Annotated in this window: 17 protein-coding genes; 7 read left to right on the forward strand and 10 right to left on the reverse strand. The window is 51.8% G+C overall.

Annotated elements, in window-relative coordinates:
* Window positions 1–10: 10 nt before the first annotated feature.
* Window positions 11–1,072, reverse strand: coding sequence for a dihydroxyacetone kinase subunit DhaK (gene dhaK / locus JWG39_RS13185; RefSeq protein ID WP_205219888.1), 1,062 nt, complete (start codon window positions 1,070–1,072; stop codon window positions 11–13).
* Window positions 1,073–1,625: 553 nt separating this feature from the next.
* Between dhaK and JWG39_RS13190 the strand changes: the two genes are divergently transcribed.
* The 5 genes from JWG39_RS13190 to JWG39_RS13210 all read left to right on the forward strand — a co-directional run bounded on the left by JWG39_RS13190 (window position 1,626) and on the right by JWG39_RS13210 (window position 5,856).
* On the forward strand, window positions 1,626–2,843 hold the full coding sequence (locus JWG39_RS13190) for an MFS transporter (RefSeq protein ID WP_205219889.1): 1,218 nt from the start codon (window positions 1,626–1,628) through the stop codon (window positions 2,841–2,843).
* Between the two features lie 192 nt (window positions 2,844–3,035).
* Window positions 3,036–3,311, forward strand: a complete 276-nt coding sequence (locus JWG39_RS13195) for a CREC-EF hand family protein (protein WP_205219903.1) — start codon at window positions 3,036–3,038, stop codon at window positions 3,309–3,311.
* A 140-nt stretch (window positions 3,312–3,451) separates the two neighbouring features.
* Entirely contained in the window at window positions 3,452–3,598 is a 147-nt protein-coding gene (locus JWG39_RS13200; protein ID WP_205219890.1) for a hypothetical protein, read from the forward strand.
* 375 nt (window positions 3,599–3,973) lie between these two features.
* Window positions 3,974–4,270 carry an EF-hand domain-containing protein gene (locus JWG39_RS13205; RefSeq protein ID WP_205219904.1) on the forward strand — a complete coding sequence of 99 codons (297 nt, stop codon included), beginning with the start codon at window positions 3,974–3,976 and terminating at the stop codon, window positions 4,268–4,270.
* Between the two features lie 1,013 nt (window positions 4,271–5,283).
* The gene (locus JWG39_RS13210; protein WP_205219891.1) at window positions 5,284–5,856 is read left to right on the forward strand and encodes a DedA family protein; all 573 of its coding nucleotides are present in this window, start codon (window positions 5,284–5,286) and stop codon (window positions 5,854–5,856) included.
* Between the two features lie 265 nt (window positions 5,857–6,121).
* On the opposite strand, the gene JWG39_RS13215 is transcribed toward JWG39_RS13210, so the two are convergent.
* The 4 genes from JWG39_RS13215 to JWG39_RS13230 form a co-directional block, all read right to left on the reverse strand.
* Entirely contained in the window at window positions 6,122–7,078 is a 957-nt protein-coding gene (locus JWG39_RS13215) for an AEC family transporter (protein ID WP_205219892.1), read from the reverse strand.
* Window positions 7,079–7,195: 117 nt separating this feature from the next.
* The gene (locus tag JWG39_RS13220; RefSeq protein ID WP_205219893.1) at window positions 7,196–8,521 is read right to left on the reverse strand and encodes an ATP-dependent 6-phosphofructokinase; all 1,326 of its coding nucleotides are present in this window, start codon (window positions 8,519–8,521) and stop codon (window positions 7,196–7,198) included.
* Window positions 8,522–8,958: 437 nt separating this feature from the next.
* Window positions 8,959–9,123, reverse strand: coding sequence for a hypothetical protein (locus tag JWG39_RS13225; RefSeq protein WP_205219894.1), 165 nt, complete (start codon window positions 9,121–9,123; stop codon window positions 8,959–8,961).
* A 26-nt stretch (window positions 9,124–9,149) separates the two neighbouring features.
* Window positions 9,150–9,314: a hypothetical protein gene (locus JWG39_RS13230; RefSeq protein ID WP_205219895.1), complete on the reverse strand. Its 165-nt coding sequence runs from the start codon at window positions 9,312–9,314 to the stop codon at window positions 9,150–9,152.
* Window positions 9,315–9,317: 3 nt separating this feature from the next.
* Here JWG39_RS13230 and JWG39_RS13235 point away from each other — a divergent pair, with 3 nt between their 5' ends.
* A complete protein-coding gene (locus tag JWG39_RS13235; protein ID WP_205219896.1) occupies window positions 9,318–9,515 on the forward strand; it encodes a hypothetical protein in 198 nt (65 codons plus the stop codon).
* A 21-nt stretch (window positions 9,516–9,536) separates the two neighbouring features.
* Here JWG39_RS13235 and JWG39_RS13240 read toward each other — a convergent pair whose 3' ends face one another.
* From JWG39_RS13240 to JWG39_RS13255, 4 genes are all read right to left on the reverse strand, one after another.
* Entirely contained in the window at window positions 9,537–10,814 is a 1,278-nt protein-coding gene (locus JWG39_RS13240; protein WP_205219897.1) for an efflux RND transporter periplasmic adaptor subunit, read from the reverse strand.
* Window positions 10,811–13,174, reverse strand: a complete 2,364-nt coding sequence (locus JWG39_RS13245; RefSeq protein ID WP_205219898.1) for an ABC transporter permease — start codon at window positions 13,172–13,174, stop codon at window positions 10,811–10,813. Before JWG39_RS13245 ends, JWG39_RS13240 begins: the two co-directional genes overlap by 4 nt.
* 6 nt (window positions 13,175–13,180) lie before the next feature.
* Entirely contained in the window at window positions 13,181–13,936 is a 756-nt protein-coding gene (locus tag JWG39_RS13250) for an ABC transporter ATP-binding protein (protein ID WP_205219899.1), read from the reverse strand.
* Window positions 13,937–14,184: 248 nt separating this feature from the next.
* The gene (locus JWG39_RS13255; RefSeq protein ID WP_205219900.1) at window positions 14,185–14,424 is read right to left on the reverse strand and encodes a hypothetical protein; all 240 of its coding nucleotides are present in this window, start codon (window positions 14,422–14,424) and stop codon (window positions 14,185–14,187) included.
* A 272-nt stretch (window positions 14,425–14,696) separates the two neighbouring features.
* Here JWG39_RS13255 and JWG39_RS13260 point away from each other — a divergent pair, with 272 nt between their 5' ends.
* Window positions 14,697–15,488 carry an enoyl-CoA hydratase-related protein gene (locus JWG39_RS13260; RefSeq protein WP_205219901.1) on the forward strand — a complete coding sequence of 264 codons (792 nt, stop codon included), beginning with the start codon at window positions 14,697–14,699 and terminating at the stop codon, window positions 15,486–15,488.
* A gap of 101 nt (window positions 15,489–15,589) precedes the next feature.
* Here the strand turns inward: JWG39_RS13260 and JWG39_RS13265 are convergent.
* Window positions 15,590–16,215, reverse strand: a 626-nt coding sequence (locus JWG39_RS13265; RefSeq protein ID WP_205219902.1) for a formylglycine-generating enzyme family protein, incomplete at its 5' end; no start/stop codon positions are given.

The raw sequence follows: 16,215 nt of genomic DNA on the forward strand, positions 1-16,215 counted from the left end.
TATTCCTTTGTTATCCGAGTTGCAGGCCGGGGGTCCGAACCGGAGCATCCCAGTATTGAAGAATCTCGGCATCGGCTTTGAGCAGCGTAATGGAAAAGCCCTGCATCTCCAGCGAGGTGATATAGGGGCCGACAAGGCTGCGGACAATCTTGATCTTCCGCCCTTTACAGATTTCTGCCAGTTTGCGATAGACCACATAAAGCTCTGACAACGGAGTGCCACCCATGCTGTTGACGAGAACAATCATCTCATCCCCCTCATTAAAATCTTTATCAACGAGGGTTTTTTCCACCCAGTCGCCCGCCCCTCTGTCCCACTCCCGCAGAGTACGGCTGTAGCCTTTGTCGTCCAGAATGGTGGTGGTGAGGATTTCAGTAATTTCATCGGCACGCTTGAACGGCATCCGTTTAATCCCGGGTTCACCGTGAATACCAATACCAATCTCCATCTCATCATCCGCCAGTTGAAAGGTGGGCTTGCCCGCAGCGGGAACGGTACACGAGGTAAGCGCCATGCCCAGACTGCGTCCATTCAGATTCACCTTGCGGGCAAGGCTGGCACAGGTATCAAGATCGCATCCAGCTTCTGCCGCCGCTCCGACAATTTTTTCCATGAGCACGGTGAGACCGACACCCCGCCGCCCTGCAGTGTAGAGACTGTCCTTCACGGCCACATCATCATCCACAAGAATGGCCTGCACGGCGATGTTTTCCCCTGCAACAAGCTCCACTGCCGTTTCAAAGTTCATCACATCACCGGTGTAGTTCTTCACGAGGAAAAGAACCCCTTTACCACTCTCCGCAACCTTTGCACACTCATACATCTGGTCGGGAGTGGGAGAGGTGAACATCTCACCGGGGCAGGCACCATCAAGCATCCCGGTACCGACAAAACCACCGTGGAGCGGTTCATGCCCGCTGCCTCCACCGGAAATGACTGCCACCTTGTTTCCCTTATGCGCCCGGACGATGTAGTGAGGATCAATATTAACCTTTAACTCGGGATGCGCGGCAGCCATCCCTTCAAGGGTTTCTACGATTACCCTGTCGACATCATTGATGATTTTTTTCATAAGGCTTTCCTTTTGTTGATGATGAGTCTTTGCCCGCAGAGGAGCCCGTAACAGCATGGAAGACCTTTAAAAATTAAGCCCTTTTCCTCCTGCAGGCAAGACAAAGACAAAAAGGGAGAAAGGAGGCAGGAGACAGGAGGCAGGAAAAAACCGGGCAACAAAACCCGATGACGTCCGTTGTGGGATGAAATGCCTGTTATGCTAAAGACGCCCAAATTGGTCGTCTCTACAAAGACCTTTTGCTTTTCCCGTCTTCCTGCTTCCCTTCTCCTGAATGCGAAAATCAGAGAAATTGGGACCAGAGCAGTCAGCAAACCGACCACGTTTTATTCTTGCACTGCCCGCTGCGAATGTTACTCTTTCCAGATGCCCGAACGACCACGAAGAGTCATCCCCGAGCCCCGGCAGATTTCAGGAAGAAATCGGCAAGATGCCTGGCCCCCGGGAATTTCCCAATCAGGCCAGTCGGCCCGGAAAGGGAGGTAGAGGCTTCAGCGTGAAACCATGGTTTATCCCTTTTTTCCTCATTATATCCTGCCAATAAAGAAGAGTTATGACGTCCTCCAAACACATTTCTGAAACACCCGGGTCAGTCGCCGGACAGACCCCTGAAACAGCCACTGAGGCAGCCTCTCCGCGTCGAATTCTGACCGTTTCCGGAGGCCATTTCGTCCATGACACCTACTCAAGCTTTCTGCCCACTTTTTTGCCGCTGATCATTGAACGGTCTTCCATTTCCATGGCTCTGGCAGGACTGCTGACCGTCTTTTTCCGTGCAAGCTCACTGGCCAATCCTTTTCTGGGTATTCTGGCTGACCGAAAGGATCTCCGCTATCTGTTCGCGGCCTGTCCCGGAATTACCGCCATCTTCTTCAGTATGCTGGGGCTGTCGAGCAGTTATCCTCTCCTCTGCCTGATGCTCCTTGCAGCCGGATTCAGTGCTTCCGTGTTCCATGTTGTCGGACCCGTGTTCATCACCCGCTTTTCAGGAACACGGCTCGGACGCGGAATGAGCTGGTGGATGGTTGCAGGAGAGCTTGGCCGGAGTCTGGGCCCTGTACTGGCAGCGACTACAATTAAATTTCTTGGCTTTGAAAATACCTGGGTCCTTATGGTTTTCGGTATCAGCGCCTCTGTGGTTTTGTTCTTCCAGATACGTGATGTGCCCAAAATCACCCGCCACAAAAGCCAGATGCCAACAATGACTGAAGCATGGAAAGAGCTTATGCCTGTCATGCTGCCCATAACCGGGCTGCTGGTCTCAAGAGCCTGTCTGGTAGGAATCCTGAGCGGGTACCTTCCCGCCTACCTCGTTATAAGCAAAGGAGAAAGTGTCTGGCTCGGCGGCATGGCTCTTGCTTTCTTTGAACTTTTGGGGACTGCAGGGACATTTGCTGGCGGCTCACTCAGCGATTTTATCGGCAGGAAAAAAGTGCTCTATGCAGGGATGCTTACAGGGCCTGTTGCAATGCTCGGCCTTGTGTATGCCTCTGGCTGGCAGATGATTCCCTGGCTCGCGGTCATTGCGTTTTTTGGTTTTGCGGGCTCCCCCGTACTGCTTGCCGTAGTGCAGGAGCATGCAGGGAAAAACCGTGGTGCAGCAAATGGTCTGTATATGTGCTTCAACTTCGTAACCAATGCACTGATTATTCTTTTCATCGGGGCACTCCAGGACCTGTACGGATTTGACGTTACGTTAATAGCAGCAGCCGGACTTGCCCTTATTGGTATTCCCTCTATTATGGCTCTGCCCAAAAAACAAATTATCTAAATCTGGGCTTCAGCAGGCGTCTAAGAAAAAGGAAACAGGAAGAGCATGTATCGGAGGAATTTAATTCAGCACAGGAATCCTTATATTCTCCCCAATTATCCATCCTTTTTGCCTTGTCATTGTGGATAATGACGTTGTCAGGACAGGAGATTATGTGCCTGCCCCATATTCATTTTGAAAAAGGAACTTGTTATGAAAAAAATCATTGCACTTGTTTTCGCTCTCGCACTTATTGGAGCTTCAGTAACCGCCTTTGCTTCAAACGACGACCGTGGCCCTCGTGGTCAGCCCCCCACTTTTGCTCAGCTGGACGCGAACTCTGACGGCTATCTCAGTAAAGATGAAGTTAAAGGCCCCCTCGCTAAAGATTTCGATAAATTTGACGCCGATGGTGATGGCTTTTTGGCTGAGGAAGAACTGCCCGAACCGAGACAAGGACAAGGCCAGCAAAAACAAGGCTCCATGTAACACTCTTTCCTGTTCGGCAGACACTCCTGCCTGTCGAACAACTCTATTTTTACTGATGGGTGCCTTGATCAGAGAACGCGACTGCGTGGACATTTTTTTGGTGATTACGAAGGGATAAACAGGATGTAAAATTTATCTCAATGGTGGATAACGGCGGGATTGCATCACCATTGGAGGGAAATCGGCACGGCGGTGGTTTCCCGCGATGTTGTTCTGTAGACAAGGCATGCCTTGTCTCTACGGTGGCGGGAATTAGCGAAATGGTAATTATTACCGATAATCTGTGAAATGATACACGCCATGGCTGTCACTACGGGGGGTTAACGGTGACATTGCATCTGGATCTGCACAATCAATATCCGTAAAATAAAACTCTAACATCGTAGAGATACCCAAATTGGTCGTCTTTACAAAGACCTTTTGTTTTTTCCTGTCTCCTGTCTCCCTTCTCCCTTCTCCCTTTTTCTTTCTCTCTTCTCCCTTTTTCTTTCTCCCTGCCTTTGAATCCGCCAATACAAAATGTAAATGGTATTATTCAGCACAGGAATCCTTATATTCTCCCCAATTATCCATCCTTCTTGCCTTGTCATTGTGGATAATCACGTCGTCAGGACAGGAGATTATGTGCCTGCCCCATATTCACTTTGAAAAAGGAAATTGTTATGAAAAGAATCACTGTGCTTGCTTTCGCGCTCGCATTTGCAGGGGCGTCATTAACTTCTTGTGCTTCAAACAACAATAACGGTGGTTCTCGTGGTGGGCAGCAGCAACAGCAGCAACCCCCCTCTTTTGATGAGCTGGACACAAACTCAGACGGCCACATCAGTAAAGATGAAGCCAAAGGCCCCCTCGCCAAAGATTTCGATAAATTGGACGCTAATGGTGATGGCGTGTTGACTGAGGACGAACTGCCCACACAGAAACAAGGGCAGGGCCAGCAAAGACAAGGCCGCATGTAACAGTCTTTTCCTGGGAACCTTGAATAATCAGTCTTTCGCCCATCTTCTTCGTTACAGTCAAAAATTTATCCTCGCAGGTAAGCGCCAGACTCCGATATCAAACATATAGCTCCGGTAAATTTTCTCCTGTGCCTTGAATATGAACGAAATACAAGATTATTCAAGGCACCCTTCTGTTCGGTAGACATTCCTGCCTGTCGAACAACTCTTTATCCCAATTATATTTTTACTGACAGACGGAACCACGAATGGACACGAATTTTCACTAATAGCAATTACATTTTTTACTGATGGGTGGCTGGATCAGAGAACGCGACTGCGTGGACATTTTTTTGGTGATTACGAAGGGATAAACAGGATGTAATACCATTCCTATTAAGTTGTGACTATACTAAATGCCATTTTCACTTTCTATTGGCGAATTCAAAGGCAGGGGGATGGGAGACAGGAGAAAGGAGACGGGAGACAGGGAAAAGCAAAAGACGGAACAGCGAAAAACTTTTTGCCAACGAATAAAAGCTCTAATCATGCGAATAAAGGCAAAAAACTTTAAGAAGTTACGCTTTTATAAAAAATGCCCTTTTTCGCATGATTAGACCATGTCTATTAAGTTATGCTCGTTTTACATCCTGTTTATCCATTCGTAATAGCCAAAAAAGATTTCCACGCAGTTGCGTTCTCTGGTTAATACAAAATGTAAATGGTATAAAATTGATCTTTTTGTAGAAACGCCCGTTGTGCTGGAGACGCCCAAATTGGTCGTCTCTACAAAGACCTTTTGCTTTTTCCTGTCTCCTGTCTCCTGTCTCCCTTCTCCCTTTTTCTTTCTTCCTGCTTTTGAATCCGCCAATACAAAATGTAAAATATGAACGAGATCCCAGGTTCTTCAAGGTACCCGGAATTATTTTGAACTGGTATTATACCCTGAATGGACAGTGCCCTGTTCTACCTGGGGGTACCTTGAATTCGGCTGAATTCGCTGAAACGCACCGAGACATCAGACGGGGAAAAAGATGATACTTATTACACACCTCATTGCAACATACGGCTATGCCGCCGTCGGAATCGGTACTTTTATTGAAGGTGAGACAATTCTTGTGCTGGCGGGTTTTGCGGCGCATCAGGGCTATCTCGACTTGCACTGGGTCATATTCTGGGCGATTGTTGGAAGTTTTGGCGGAGATCAGCTCTCTTTTTACCTTGGTCGAGCAAAGGGGGAAACATGGCTTGAGAAGCGCCCGAAATGGCAGCCCCAGGCAAAAAGGATATTTTCCCTTCTGCACAAACATCAGAACCTGCTCATCTTCGGATTTCGGTTCGTTTATGGGTTTCGTACCATTACACCGATCATCCTCGGCACAGCTCGAATATCTCCGGTTCGCTTTTCTCTGCTCAATCTGCTGAGTGCATCTCTCTGGGCTGTTGCAGTGACAACTCTGGGATATCTGTTCGGGAATATCGCGGAAGCACTTCTCGGCAATCTGAAAAATTATGAGTTCGGTTTGTTCGTTACGGTGGCTGTTGCGGGAATGTTGTTTTGGTTAAGACATGTCGTTAAAGCACACCGATCAATGAAGAAAAAATAAACAGGAAAAGGGAGAAAGGAGACGGGAGACGGGGAAAAGCAAAAGACGGAACAGCGAAAAACTTTTTGCCAACGAATAAAAGCTCTAATCATGCGAATAAAGGCAAAAAACTTTAAAAAAAGTCTTTGTTCTCAAATGCTTTTTGCTTTCCTTCGTGTTCCTTCGCGTTCTTCGCGGTAAAAAATGCCTTACCGTCTTTCACTTTTCCCTTTCTCCCGTCTCCCTTCTCTCGTCTCCTTTCTTTTACCTCCTTTCACGAAGTCTGTTAAAAGAGAATTTCTGACAGATTCCCTGTCATCTTCAGGAAATAGAGAATGGCAGTACAGGTGAAGGCGGAAGCGCAGGTGGTAATCAGGATAATGGCAGAAGAGAGCTCACTGTCCCCTCTCAACTGACTGGCAAGGATACTGCAAACGGTGGCGGTCGGCGTTCCCGCCAGCAGGGTTGCAATGGCCAGATCATCACCCCGCACCTTGAAAGCAAAAAGAATCAGCGCTGCCAGCAAGGGCAGAAAAGCAACTTTTATCACACTGGACAGTATGGCCGTACCCGCCGATCCCTTAAATCGTTGAAAGGAAAAGGAGGCGCCAGTACAGATCAGGGCTACAGGCAGGGTCATCCCAGTGAAAATGTGCAGAGTCTGCGCCATAACCTCCGGCAGGGGCAGTCGCAGCCAGCTCCAGAGAATGCCGAGTACCGGGCCGATGAACATCGGGTTGAAGGCAATCTCCCGCAGATATTCCAGCACCGGGAACTTCTGCCCTTTTTCACGCCACGGCAGCAGCAGAGCCAGAATAGAAACAATGCTCATGCAGGGAACAAGAAAGCCGAGCAGAATCCCCGCCTTTGTGACACCCGCCGCTCCGAAAACCGCATTGATAACCGCCAGCCCGACATACGCAAGATTCCCACGGACAGAGGCCTGTACAAAGGCCCCCTGGACAACCGGCGGATATTTTCTGCCAAGGGTCCACAGAGAGGCAAAAATAAAGGTGAGAAAGATCGCTGCGAGAAGCCCCGCAAGCGTGAGAAAGGAGAAATTACTGCCAAAATCCGCCGTAGCAATTTTTTGAAAGAGAAGAGCTGGAAGCGCGGCATAATAAACAAACCGATTCAGATCATTTACCAGACGATCGTGAAGCAGCCCGACCTGCTTTAATCCCAGCCCCACGACAATAACGAGGAAAACAGGAAGAATGATAAGAAATATCTGGCCAGCCATAATGAAATTGCCTGAAGTTGCTAATTTTTAAAATCTTTTCTTCAAATGCTTTTGCCTTTCTTCGTGTTCCTCAGCGTTCTTCGCGGTGAAAAAACTCTTTTACCGCTGTTTGCTTTTTCAGCCCTTCCCGTTCCCCCGTGCGTTGAAATAATCCAGTTGCCCTGTGGTATCCATGACTGAGCACCAGTAGTCAGACTTAATGTTCAAGGTGCGTCTTTTCAGCGTCACCAGGTCGAGGGGAAGGTGGACCATGCTCGATTTGAATTCCGTCACCACCATTCCCGTCTTCCCGGCCATCGCCGCATGCACGGCATTCTGACCGAGGAATCCGCAATAGACGCGGTCTCCGGGGGTGGCGGGAACGGAACGAATAAGGTAGCTGGGATCAATGAATTTCAACTCCATCTCCAGATTGCGTGCCTGAAAGTGCTTTTTGATGCGATCTACCAGCAGTGTACAGATATCTCCGAGAACAGGATTGCCAACAAACCCCTTTTCCGGCTGAACCCCCAGCAGATCCTGCCCGGCTCCTTCCGCACAGACGATCACCGCGTGCCCGCGTGCCTTCACACGCCGTTCCACGGCGGCCAGCAGGCCGTCTTCCCCGTCAAGTTTAAAGGGCTGCTCGGGGACGAGCACGAAATTCACTTCCTGCAGAGCAAGAGTGGCCTGGGCGGCAATGAAACCGGCTTCCCGCCCCATAAGTTTCACCAGCCCGATACCGTTCCGGACGCAGGTCGCCTCCACATGGGCACTGCGAATGGCCTCTGTCGCCTTTCCCACCGCAGTGTCAAAGCCAAATGAGCGGGAGATAAAGTTGATATCGTTATCGATGGTCTTGGGCACACCGATAACCGAGATATGACAGCCTCTCTCCTTTATCTCTTCCATAATCTTTTTCGCCGCACGCATGGTACCGTCGCCGCCAATAACAAAGAGGACATTGATATCCATCCGCCCCAGCGAATCGACAATTTCCTCAATGCTCTGCGCTCCTCGGGATGAGCCTAAAATGGTGCCGCCGAACTGGTGAATATTGCTGACAACCTCCGGGGTCAGTTCCTTTACGTCATAGCAGTATTTCGGGATAAACCCGCGGAGTCCATTGCGAATGCCGACAACCGAACGAATGCCGTACTGATAGTGAGCCTTCATGACAATGGAGCGAATAACATCATTGAGCCCGGGGCAGAGTCCGCCGCAGGTGACAATGGCGCATTTCGTCTTGGAGGGATCAAAATAGAGTTTTTCCCGCGGCCCCGCCTTCTCAAAGGGCAGCGACAGCGAATCGGAATCGAGTTCTGCCAGGTCCTCTGATGTCAGGGAAAGAGTAAGAGGTTTGGTGTCATCAACGAAACGCTGATTGGTCAACGGTGTCGGAATCTTTGCCTCACCGAGGGTTGGGATGGTGGTATCAACTACAATATTTTCTTTTACGTTCATGGCTGCCCCGTTCTTCTTTCAGGTGAAATCCCAAAGGATCGAATGCTCATCTGGCCACATTCTATTTTTACCCGCACAGTATAACCCCGACAGACCTTCAGGGATAGTTGAAATATCCGGAATGCGTCGGGAACAGATGTGCCCGACTCATTTCTAATCACATTTCACTTTATCTTGGCGAATGTAAAGGCAGGGGGATGGATAAAGGGAGACGGGAGACGGGGAAAAGCAAAAGACGGAACAGCGAAAAACTTTTTGCCAACGAATAAAAGCTCTAAACACGCGAATAAAGGCAAAAAACTTTAAAAAAGATTTTAAAATTAAACAGAGAATTGCTACCTGTTTATTCCATGCGTTACAAGTCATTCCACCGTTATCGTTACGTTTGTCGTCATCGTGTAGACAAGGCATGCCTTGTCTCTACATCATTGCCGGAATCACTGTTGTGCCGATTTTTCACCAATGATGATGGGTGCCACCCTTATCACCCCGTGGTGATAATGTGGCGGGTATGTTTCGCGGGTTATCGTGTTCCGTGTTTCGTATTCGGTTACGGTTGCACCGTTATCGTTACGTTTGTCGTCACCGTATAGACAAGGCATACCTTGTCTCTACATCATTGCTGGAATCACTGTTGTGCCGATTTTTCACCAATGATGATAGGTGCCACCGTTATCACTCCGTAGTGATAATGTGGCGGGTATGTTTCGCGGGTTATCGTGTTCCGTGTTTCGTATTCGGTTACGGTTGCACCGTTATCGTTACGTTTACCGTCACCGTGTAGACAAGGCATGCCTTGTCTCTACATCATTGCTGGAATCACTGTTGTGCCGATTTTTCACCAATGATGATAGGTGCCACCGTTATCACCATCGCGATCAATTTTAGAAACATCCGTTGTGCTGAAGACGCCAAAATTGATCGTCTCTACGGAAATCTTTTGCTTTTTCCCGTCTCCCGTCTCCTTTCTCCCTTTTCCCGCCCCTGCCTTTGAATCCGCCAATACAAAATGTAATTACTTCCTGCCTTCCCCCGCATCCGCTCTGACAGCACTGCCTTCCGTCACACTGTCTGGAGGATAGACGATCACGGAATCCGCCTGCGTCAGCCCGGAAAGCACTTCCGCAGTGATGCCGTTGTTATGAGCAATATCAACCCTGCGCAGGTGCGCCCTGCCCTCTTCCACAACAAAGGTCATCCAGTCATTCCCGCGCCGGAACAGTGTTCCGGTGGGAATCTGCAGAACATCTTCCCCATGCCAGGTGACAATGCGTGCCTCGACGCGGTAACGATCTCCAAGCTTTTCCAGAGGAAGCGGATCGACAAAGGCAACGCGCACCTTGACGCGTTGTTCTTCCACGCCAAGCGCGGAGATTTTCATGAAACCGCCAGGTTCAACAAGGGTTACACGAGCACGTATGGATGTTTCGCCGCCCCAGTGTTCAATGGAGACCTCCGCACCGGGGCTGACCGCGACGGCATCGCTGGAAAGCAGCTCAATCTCTGCCTCAAGATCACGCGGATCACCAACTTCCATGATCGGCGTACCGGCAGCCACGAGACAGGCATTCTCTTGATAGACGTTGAGAACAAAGCCGTCAATGGGGGCAATGAGCTGCAGAGGAGTTGAGTTATCAACGCCCGAAGTGGAGACCTGCTGCAGGGTCGCCCGTACCTGTTCTACCTCAAACTCGGCGGCGCGCAGGGCAAATCTGGCAGAACTCAACTCCTGACCGCGCATCTCAACAGTGGTTCTGGCCGCATCCCACTGTTGGCGGGCAACGGCATTCACTCTGGTGAGCTTTTCGGCTCGCCTGAAGTCGTTTTTGGCAAGTTCAAGGACCGCCTTTGCCCGTTTCACCTCGGCCTCGCGCTGCATGCGAACTGCCTCCACGGCCTTCATTCGAGCCCCTGCCTCAGACCGGGTGCGGGGATCGAGAAAGCGTGACGGCTCGGCTTCAAGGGTTGCCAGCACCGTTTTGCCCTTTTCAATCTTCGCACCGGCACGCAGCTGCACACGCTTGAGAAAACCGCTCACCGGCGGTGAAATAACATAACGGTGGCGGATACGCGTTTTGCCCTCTTCCAGAACAGTGACGGTGAGTGCACCCCGGCTGACCGGTACCGTCTCGACTTTGATCGGTTTCGGCCAGAAGCCGGCGACAAGTGCAGCCACCAGCGCGACGGCGAAGAGGGAGAGAAACATTTTCCGCCAGAGGTCTTTTCTCTTTTTGGCGCGTCCGGCAGCCGAAATCTTCCCTCTGTCTGTGCTTTCGTTTTTTGTTTTCATCATTCTCTCGCCTTCAAAACTCCAAGGAGGTCAAGTTTCACTATGTGACGACTGACAACGGTAAATGACAGTGCCGAAGAGAGGAGCACAATAAGGACGGCGGTGGCATAGGCCCGGCCCGTCAGCACCACTGGAATGCGCATGGTCTCCGTATTGATACTTGTCAGTATCAGGCTCGTCAGCTCACTGCCAATATAAAGCCCGGGCAGCAGCGCCAGCAGGGTCAGAAGAGTGAGTTCACCAATGAGGACGGTGGCAACTTCACGCTGTGTAAAACCGATGACGCGCAGGGTGGCCAGATCGCGGGCACGCTCCGACAGGGCGATACGCGCACCGTTGTAGATCACGCCAAAGGCAACAACCACCGAGAAAAAGAAAAAGATGGCCCGGCTGATATCCATCATACGTCCCATCATCTTATCATAATTTTCCCGCGCCGCCCGGGTGGTGGTAATAGAGCCGATGCGCGGAGAATCTTTCACTGCGGCGAAAAATTCATCCTCACGCGCAGAATCTACAGTGAGATGTGCGCCGCTGACGGTGCGACTTTCCCGCATCAGATGATGCAGGCGGTCGATATCCATCCACGCACCCACCCCGGCAAAATCAGTGATCGTGCCGCTGACGGTGGTATGGAGAACCGGCCGTCTGCCCTCCAGCACCTCAACACGCAGTGCATCACCCGGCTGAACGAAAAGCATCTTTGCCAGCTGTTTCGAAAGCAGCAGCCCGGAAAGCGGCAGCGCCACTGGTTTTCCGTGTACATCAAGCACACGGCTCAGAAGGACGTTTTGTGGCAGGCCGGTAATGGCCACGCGGCGCTTGTGATGGCCAGAGTAGAGGCGGGCAGCCACCGCGCGGAAGGGCTCGACATTGAGCACACCGGGCAGCCCCCGCATGTCGTTTATCACACTGAAGGATCCCGGTTCAATCAACGCCAGCGTGACATCCTGCCGCTGCGCCAGGCGCCACTGAAAATCCATCATGTAATCCATGCCATCGCCCATGGAAACCGAGACGATGGGAATGGCCGTGGCCATCGCCAGACCGAGGGTGGTAAACAGCGCCTGCCACGGTTTGCGTTCCAGATTACGCAGGGCCATGCGGAAGGAGGTGGACGCCAGCTTCTGCAACCCGATGCGTTCCAGCAGGGAGGCTCTAAACGCCGCTGGCGGCTCCGGCCGCATCGCCTCGGCGGGAGGAAGAGTCACCGCATGACGCACCGCACCGAGAACACCAAGAAAAGAGGTGGCCGCGCTGGCAAGCACCGCAAGGAGAAACGCAGGCCAGTCCGGGTAAAAGTCCAGCACCGGGAAACGAAAGAAAGGATGGTACACCATAAGCATGCGGCTGCCGAACCACATCCCGAGTGCCCCGCCGACGAGGAAGGCAAAAATCACCACCACGAGGGCAAATTTACAGTAGTGCCAGCCGATGGTGCGGGAGGAATAGCCAAAGGCCTTCAACTGGGCGATCTGCTCGCGCTGCAGGTGGACAAGACGGGAGAGAGCCGCGCTGGTCATGAAGGCGGCAATGCTCAAAAAGATCAGGGGAAAGGCAACCGCCATGGTGCGCAGCCCCTTGATCTCGTCGTTCACCATTTTCACCGACAACTGCTCCGTGCGGTCGTAGGTCGTCAGCCCTCCGTACGGGGTGAGAATGCGGTCGAGATCCGCCTTCACCGCAGTCGGATCGCCGCCGGGAGCCACATCCACCACCACGTTGTTGAATGCGCCTTCGAGGCCGAGCGCGACGGCCAGCTCCCGTTCATTCATCCAGAAAACGCCGTAGCGGCGGTTGTCGGGCATGATGCTGCCGGGAGGCAAGGCATAAACATATTCTGGTGACAGCGTGATCCCGACAATATGCAGCCGTTCGCGGGCGCCGTAGATCGTCGCATCAATGGTGTCACCGGGCATAAAACCATGGGCCTCGGCAAAAGCATCGCTCACCACAACTTCTCCCCGGTTCCCGGCGACGGGCAGCCGCCCCACCCGCAGATAGAGCAGATTGAGATGCTGAGGGTGGTCCTCCGGCAGGGAGAGAAGCGTCCCTTCCGCCGTCTGTTTCATCCCCGGGATATCGAGGACGGCACTGCCCTTCACCCGGGTTTCAGCCACCGCGACACCGGGGATATGAGAGAGCCGGACGCGCAGCGAATTAGGTGCCCGCTTGAGATCACAGAAGAGGTCTGCCAGACGGTTACTCTGATAATATGCATCTCTTGATGTCTCCAGAGACACCACCAGCCCGCGCTCCATGATCATGACCATCAGCCCGCAGGCCATCACCATGGCAACTGCCGCCATCTGCCCTTTCATGGCCGCAAGATCTCGGAAGAGTTTCAGGTCAAGGGGACGCATGGCCGCTCACCAGGAAAGCTCGCCCACCGGGCGGCGCACAGGATTTTCCTGAATATGGGTAATTTTGCCATCGGAAAGGAAGATCACCCGATCGGCCATGTCGGCAATAACGGCGTTGTGAGTGATGATGACCACCAGCGTGCCCAGCTCCCGGTTTACGCGGTCGATGGCATCAAGCACCATCACCCCGGTTTTCACATCCAGTGCCCCGGTGGGTTCATCACAGAGGAGAACATCAGGGCGCTTGGCGATGGCACGGGCGATGGCAACACGCTGCTGCTGGCCGCCGGAGAGTTGTGAGGGGAAGTGATCCATCCGCTCGCCGAGTTCCAGGAGATCAAGCGCTTCTTCGGGATCCATGGGATCGGGGGCGATGTCGGTGATCAGAGCGACGTTCTCGCGGGAGGTAAGGCTGGGAATGAGATTGTAAAACTGAAAGATGAAACCGACGGTGTTACGGCGGTAGAGAGTTAACTCCCGTTCGGTCGCGGAGGTCAGGTCTTTACCGCGAAAGGTCAGCGTGCCATCGGTCAGCGAGTCCAGACCACCGAGGATATTGAGCAGTGTGGACTTGCCGCTGCCGGACGCGCCGAGCAGGACCACCAGCTCACCCTCGAAGAGATCCAGATCCACGCCGTTCAACGCCCGCACCTCCACCTCACCAGTGTGATATACCCTGGTCACTCCGCGGGCACGAAAAAGTGGTTCCCGACTTTTCGATGTCGCTGAAGAATGAGACAATGGGAGTGGATTTTCTGCCATGAGCTGCCTGCCCTTTCAGTCGGATGTGCGTCTGTTTCGCCTCTCTATAGAAAGTACTCTCTTCTTATGGAAAAGACGAGGGAGGATCAAAGAGGGACGGGAGAAGGGAGAAAGAAAAAGGGAGAAGGGAGACGGGAGACAGGAGACGGGAAAAAGCAAAAGGCTCCGTAGAGACGACCAATTTGGGCATCTCCAGCACAACGGGCGTTTCTACAATGAGATCAATTTTACATCCTCTTTATCCATTCCTATAGTCCCTGGCTGGTGAAGTGATACTCTTTTGAATTTATAATTGATGTTTTCCGTGTCCTTCCGTGCTTTCCGTGGTAGCAACCTGTATGAGTCCCCGTAGTGATAACATAGCGTGTATTCTTTTGCGGATTATCGGTAATAATTACCATTTCGTTAATTACCGCCACCGTAGAGACAAGGCATGCCTTGTCTACACAACAACATCGCGGGAAACCACCGCCGTGCCGATTTTCCACCAATGGTGTGTAATGTCATCGTTATCACCCCGTAGTGACAACATGGCGTGTATCATTTCACAGATTATCGGTAATAATTACCATTTCGCTAATTCCCGCCACCGTAGAGACAAGGCATGCCTTGTCTACACAACAACATCGTGGGAAACCACCGCCATACAGATTTTCCACCAATGGTGATATAATGCCACCGTTATCACCATTGAGATCAATTTTTGACAGTAACGAAGAAGATGATCAATTATTCAATTGTACCCTCATGGAGAATTACAGTGGACTACACAAACATCCTCGTAGAAAAAAACAAAACCTCAGCCATCGTCACTCTCAACAGGCCCCAAGCACTCAATGCCTTAAATAAAACAATGCTTGAAGAACTGCTCTTCTGTTTGACGAAACTGAGCCGAGACAAGACAATAAAGGTGGTAATTCTCACCGGAGCCGGTGAAAACGCCTTTGTGGCTGGCGCGGACATTGCCTTTATGCAGGATCTGACTTCTAATGAAGGAAAGCTCTTTGGCAGGCTTGGCCAGACCGTTACCCGGACTATTGAAAATCTGCCGCAACCGGTTATTGCGGCAGTAAACGGCTTTGCCATGGGCGGCGGTTGCGAACTGGCTCTTTCCTGCGATATCCGCCTGGCCAGTGACAATGCCAAATTCGGGCTGCCTGAGGTGAAGCTCGGAGTCATTCCCGGTTTTGGCGGAACACAAAGATTGCCGAGATTGATCGGCAAGGGCCTGGCCTGTGAGCTCCTCTATTCTGGAAAGGTAATCGATGCCGCTGAAGCCCGCCGGATCGGGCTGGTGAACCGGGTCGTTCCCCAGGAAAAACTTATGGAGGAATGTCTGGCACTGGCCGCATTAATCGGTTCCCGCGGGCCTGCGGCGGTGCAGCTGTGCAAGGAAGTGGTGAACAACGGGATGGAAATGGATCTGACCAGGGCCTGCTCCTATGAAGCGGATCTTTTTGGCCTCTGTTTTGGCGGTGACGAACAGAAAGAAGGGATGGCTGCTTTTTTGGAAAAACGTTCTCCTGACTTTCAGAAAACGAGATATTCTTGAGGTGGTTGGGCAACACCTCTTTACTGCTGCAAAATCATTGCTTTCTCGCTGATGGAGCCCCACAGGCACGTTCGTCCCTCACTCTGCCCTGTGGCGCACCATCAGCGAACCGTGCCTGCCCCCAACTGTTCAGGACCTCGAGCAAGACGAAAACCGTAGTAGCCGTAGTCGATGATGCCGTAGTAGCGACAGGCAGACCGCAGGCGCCAGCCGAGAGAGTTCCAAGACCCGCCACGACAGACAGCCCTGTTCTCGTCACCTCCCTCTTCCCAGGGAGAACCATCCTGAGGAGGTGTACCGCGATAGCTGTCATGCCATCTGTCCTGGCACCATTCCCAGACATTGCCGTGCATCTGGTAGAGTCCCCAGGGATTGGGCTGAAAACTTTTCACCGGCATCGTCTCTTTTCGATACTCCCCCTTTTTGCCGTTATTGTAGGGATTATCACCATCATAGTTGGCATCATCTGGAGTAAGTTCTTCCCCAAACCAAAACGGTGTGATCGTCCACGCTCTGCAGGCATATTCCCACTCCGTCTCGGATGGCAGACGCACATTCAGCCCTGCACTGCGGCTGTTTACGGCTGAAATAAACTCCAGGGCCATTTTCCCTCTTATCTCTTCAACCGGATTCAAGTTATCACTCTGAAACTTGGCAGGGTTATCCCCCATCACCAGTACCCAAAGCTGCTGTGTGCACACCGTTTCCGCCAACCAGACCCCACCCT

The sequence above is a fragment of the Desulforhopalus vacuolatus genome (assembly GCF_016918505.1).
Lineage (GTDB): Bacteria > Desulfobacterota > Desulfobulbia > Desulfobulbales > Desulfocapsaceae > Desulforhopalus > Desulforhopalus vacuolatus.

Excerpts from the sequence above, each read along its gene's own strand:
- JWG39_RS13250 (WP_205219899.1), bottom strand. The coding sequence starts at position 13,936 with ATGGCAGAAAATCCACTCCCATTGTCTCATTCTTCAGCGACATCGAAA.
- dhaK (WP_205219888.1), bottom strand. The coding sequence starts at position 1,072 with ATGAAAAAAATCATCAATGATGTCGACAGGGTAATCGTAGAAACCCTT.
- JWG39_RS13215 (WP_205219892.1), bottom strand. The coding sequence starts at position 7,078 with ATGGCTGGCCAGATATTTCTTATCATTCTTCCTGTTTTCCTCGTTATT.
- JWG39_RS13190 (WP_205219889.1), top strand. The coding sequence starts at position 1,626 with ATGACGTCCTCCAAACACATTTCTGAAACACCCGGGTCAGTCGCCGGA.
- JWG39_RS13195 (WP_205219903.1), top strand. The coding sequence starts at position 3,036 with ATGAAAAAAATCATTGCACTTGTTTTCGCTCTCGCACTTATTGGAGCT.
- JWG39_RS13230 (WP_205219895.1), bottom strand. The coding sequence starts at position 9,314 with ATGCCTTGTCTACACGGTGACGGTAAACGTAACGATAACGGTGCAACC.
- JWG39_RS13210 (WP_205219891.1), top strand. The coding sequence starts at position 5,284 with ATGATACTTATTACACACCTCATTGCAACATACGGCTATGCCGCCGTC.
- JWG39_RS13240 (WP_205219897.1), bottom strand. The coding sequence starts at position 10,814 with ATGATGAAAACAAAAAACGAAAGCACAGACAGAGGGAAGATTTCGGCT.
- JWG39_RS13220 (WP_205219893.1), bottom strand. The coding sequence starts at position 8,521 with ATGAACGTAAAAGAAAATATTGTAGTTGATACCACCATCCCAACCCTC.
- JWG39_RS13205 (WP_205219904.1), top strand. The coding sequence starts at position 3,974 with ATGAAAAGAATCACTGTGCTTGCTTTCGCGCTCGCATTTGCAGGGGCG.
- JWG39_RS13200 (WP_205219890.1), top strand. The coding sequence starts at position 3,452 with ATGGTGGATAACGGCGGGATTGCATCACCATTGGAGGGAAATCGGCAC.
- JWG39_RS13225 (WP_205219894.1), bottom strand. The coding sequence starts at position 9,123 with ATGCCTTGTCTATACGGTGACGACAAACGTAACGATAACGGTGCAACC.
- JWG39_RS13245 (WP_205219898.1), bottom strand. The coding sequence starts at position 13,174 with ATGCGTCCCCTTGACCTGAAACTCTTCCGAGATCTTGCGGCCATGAAA.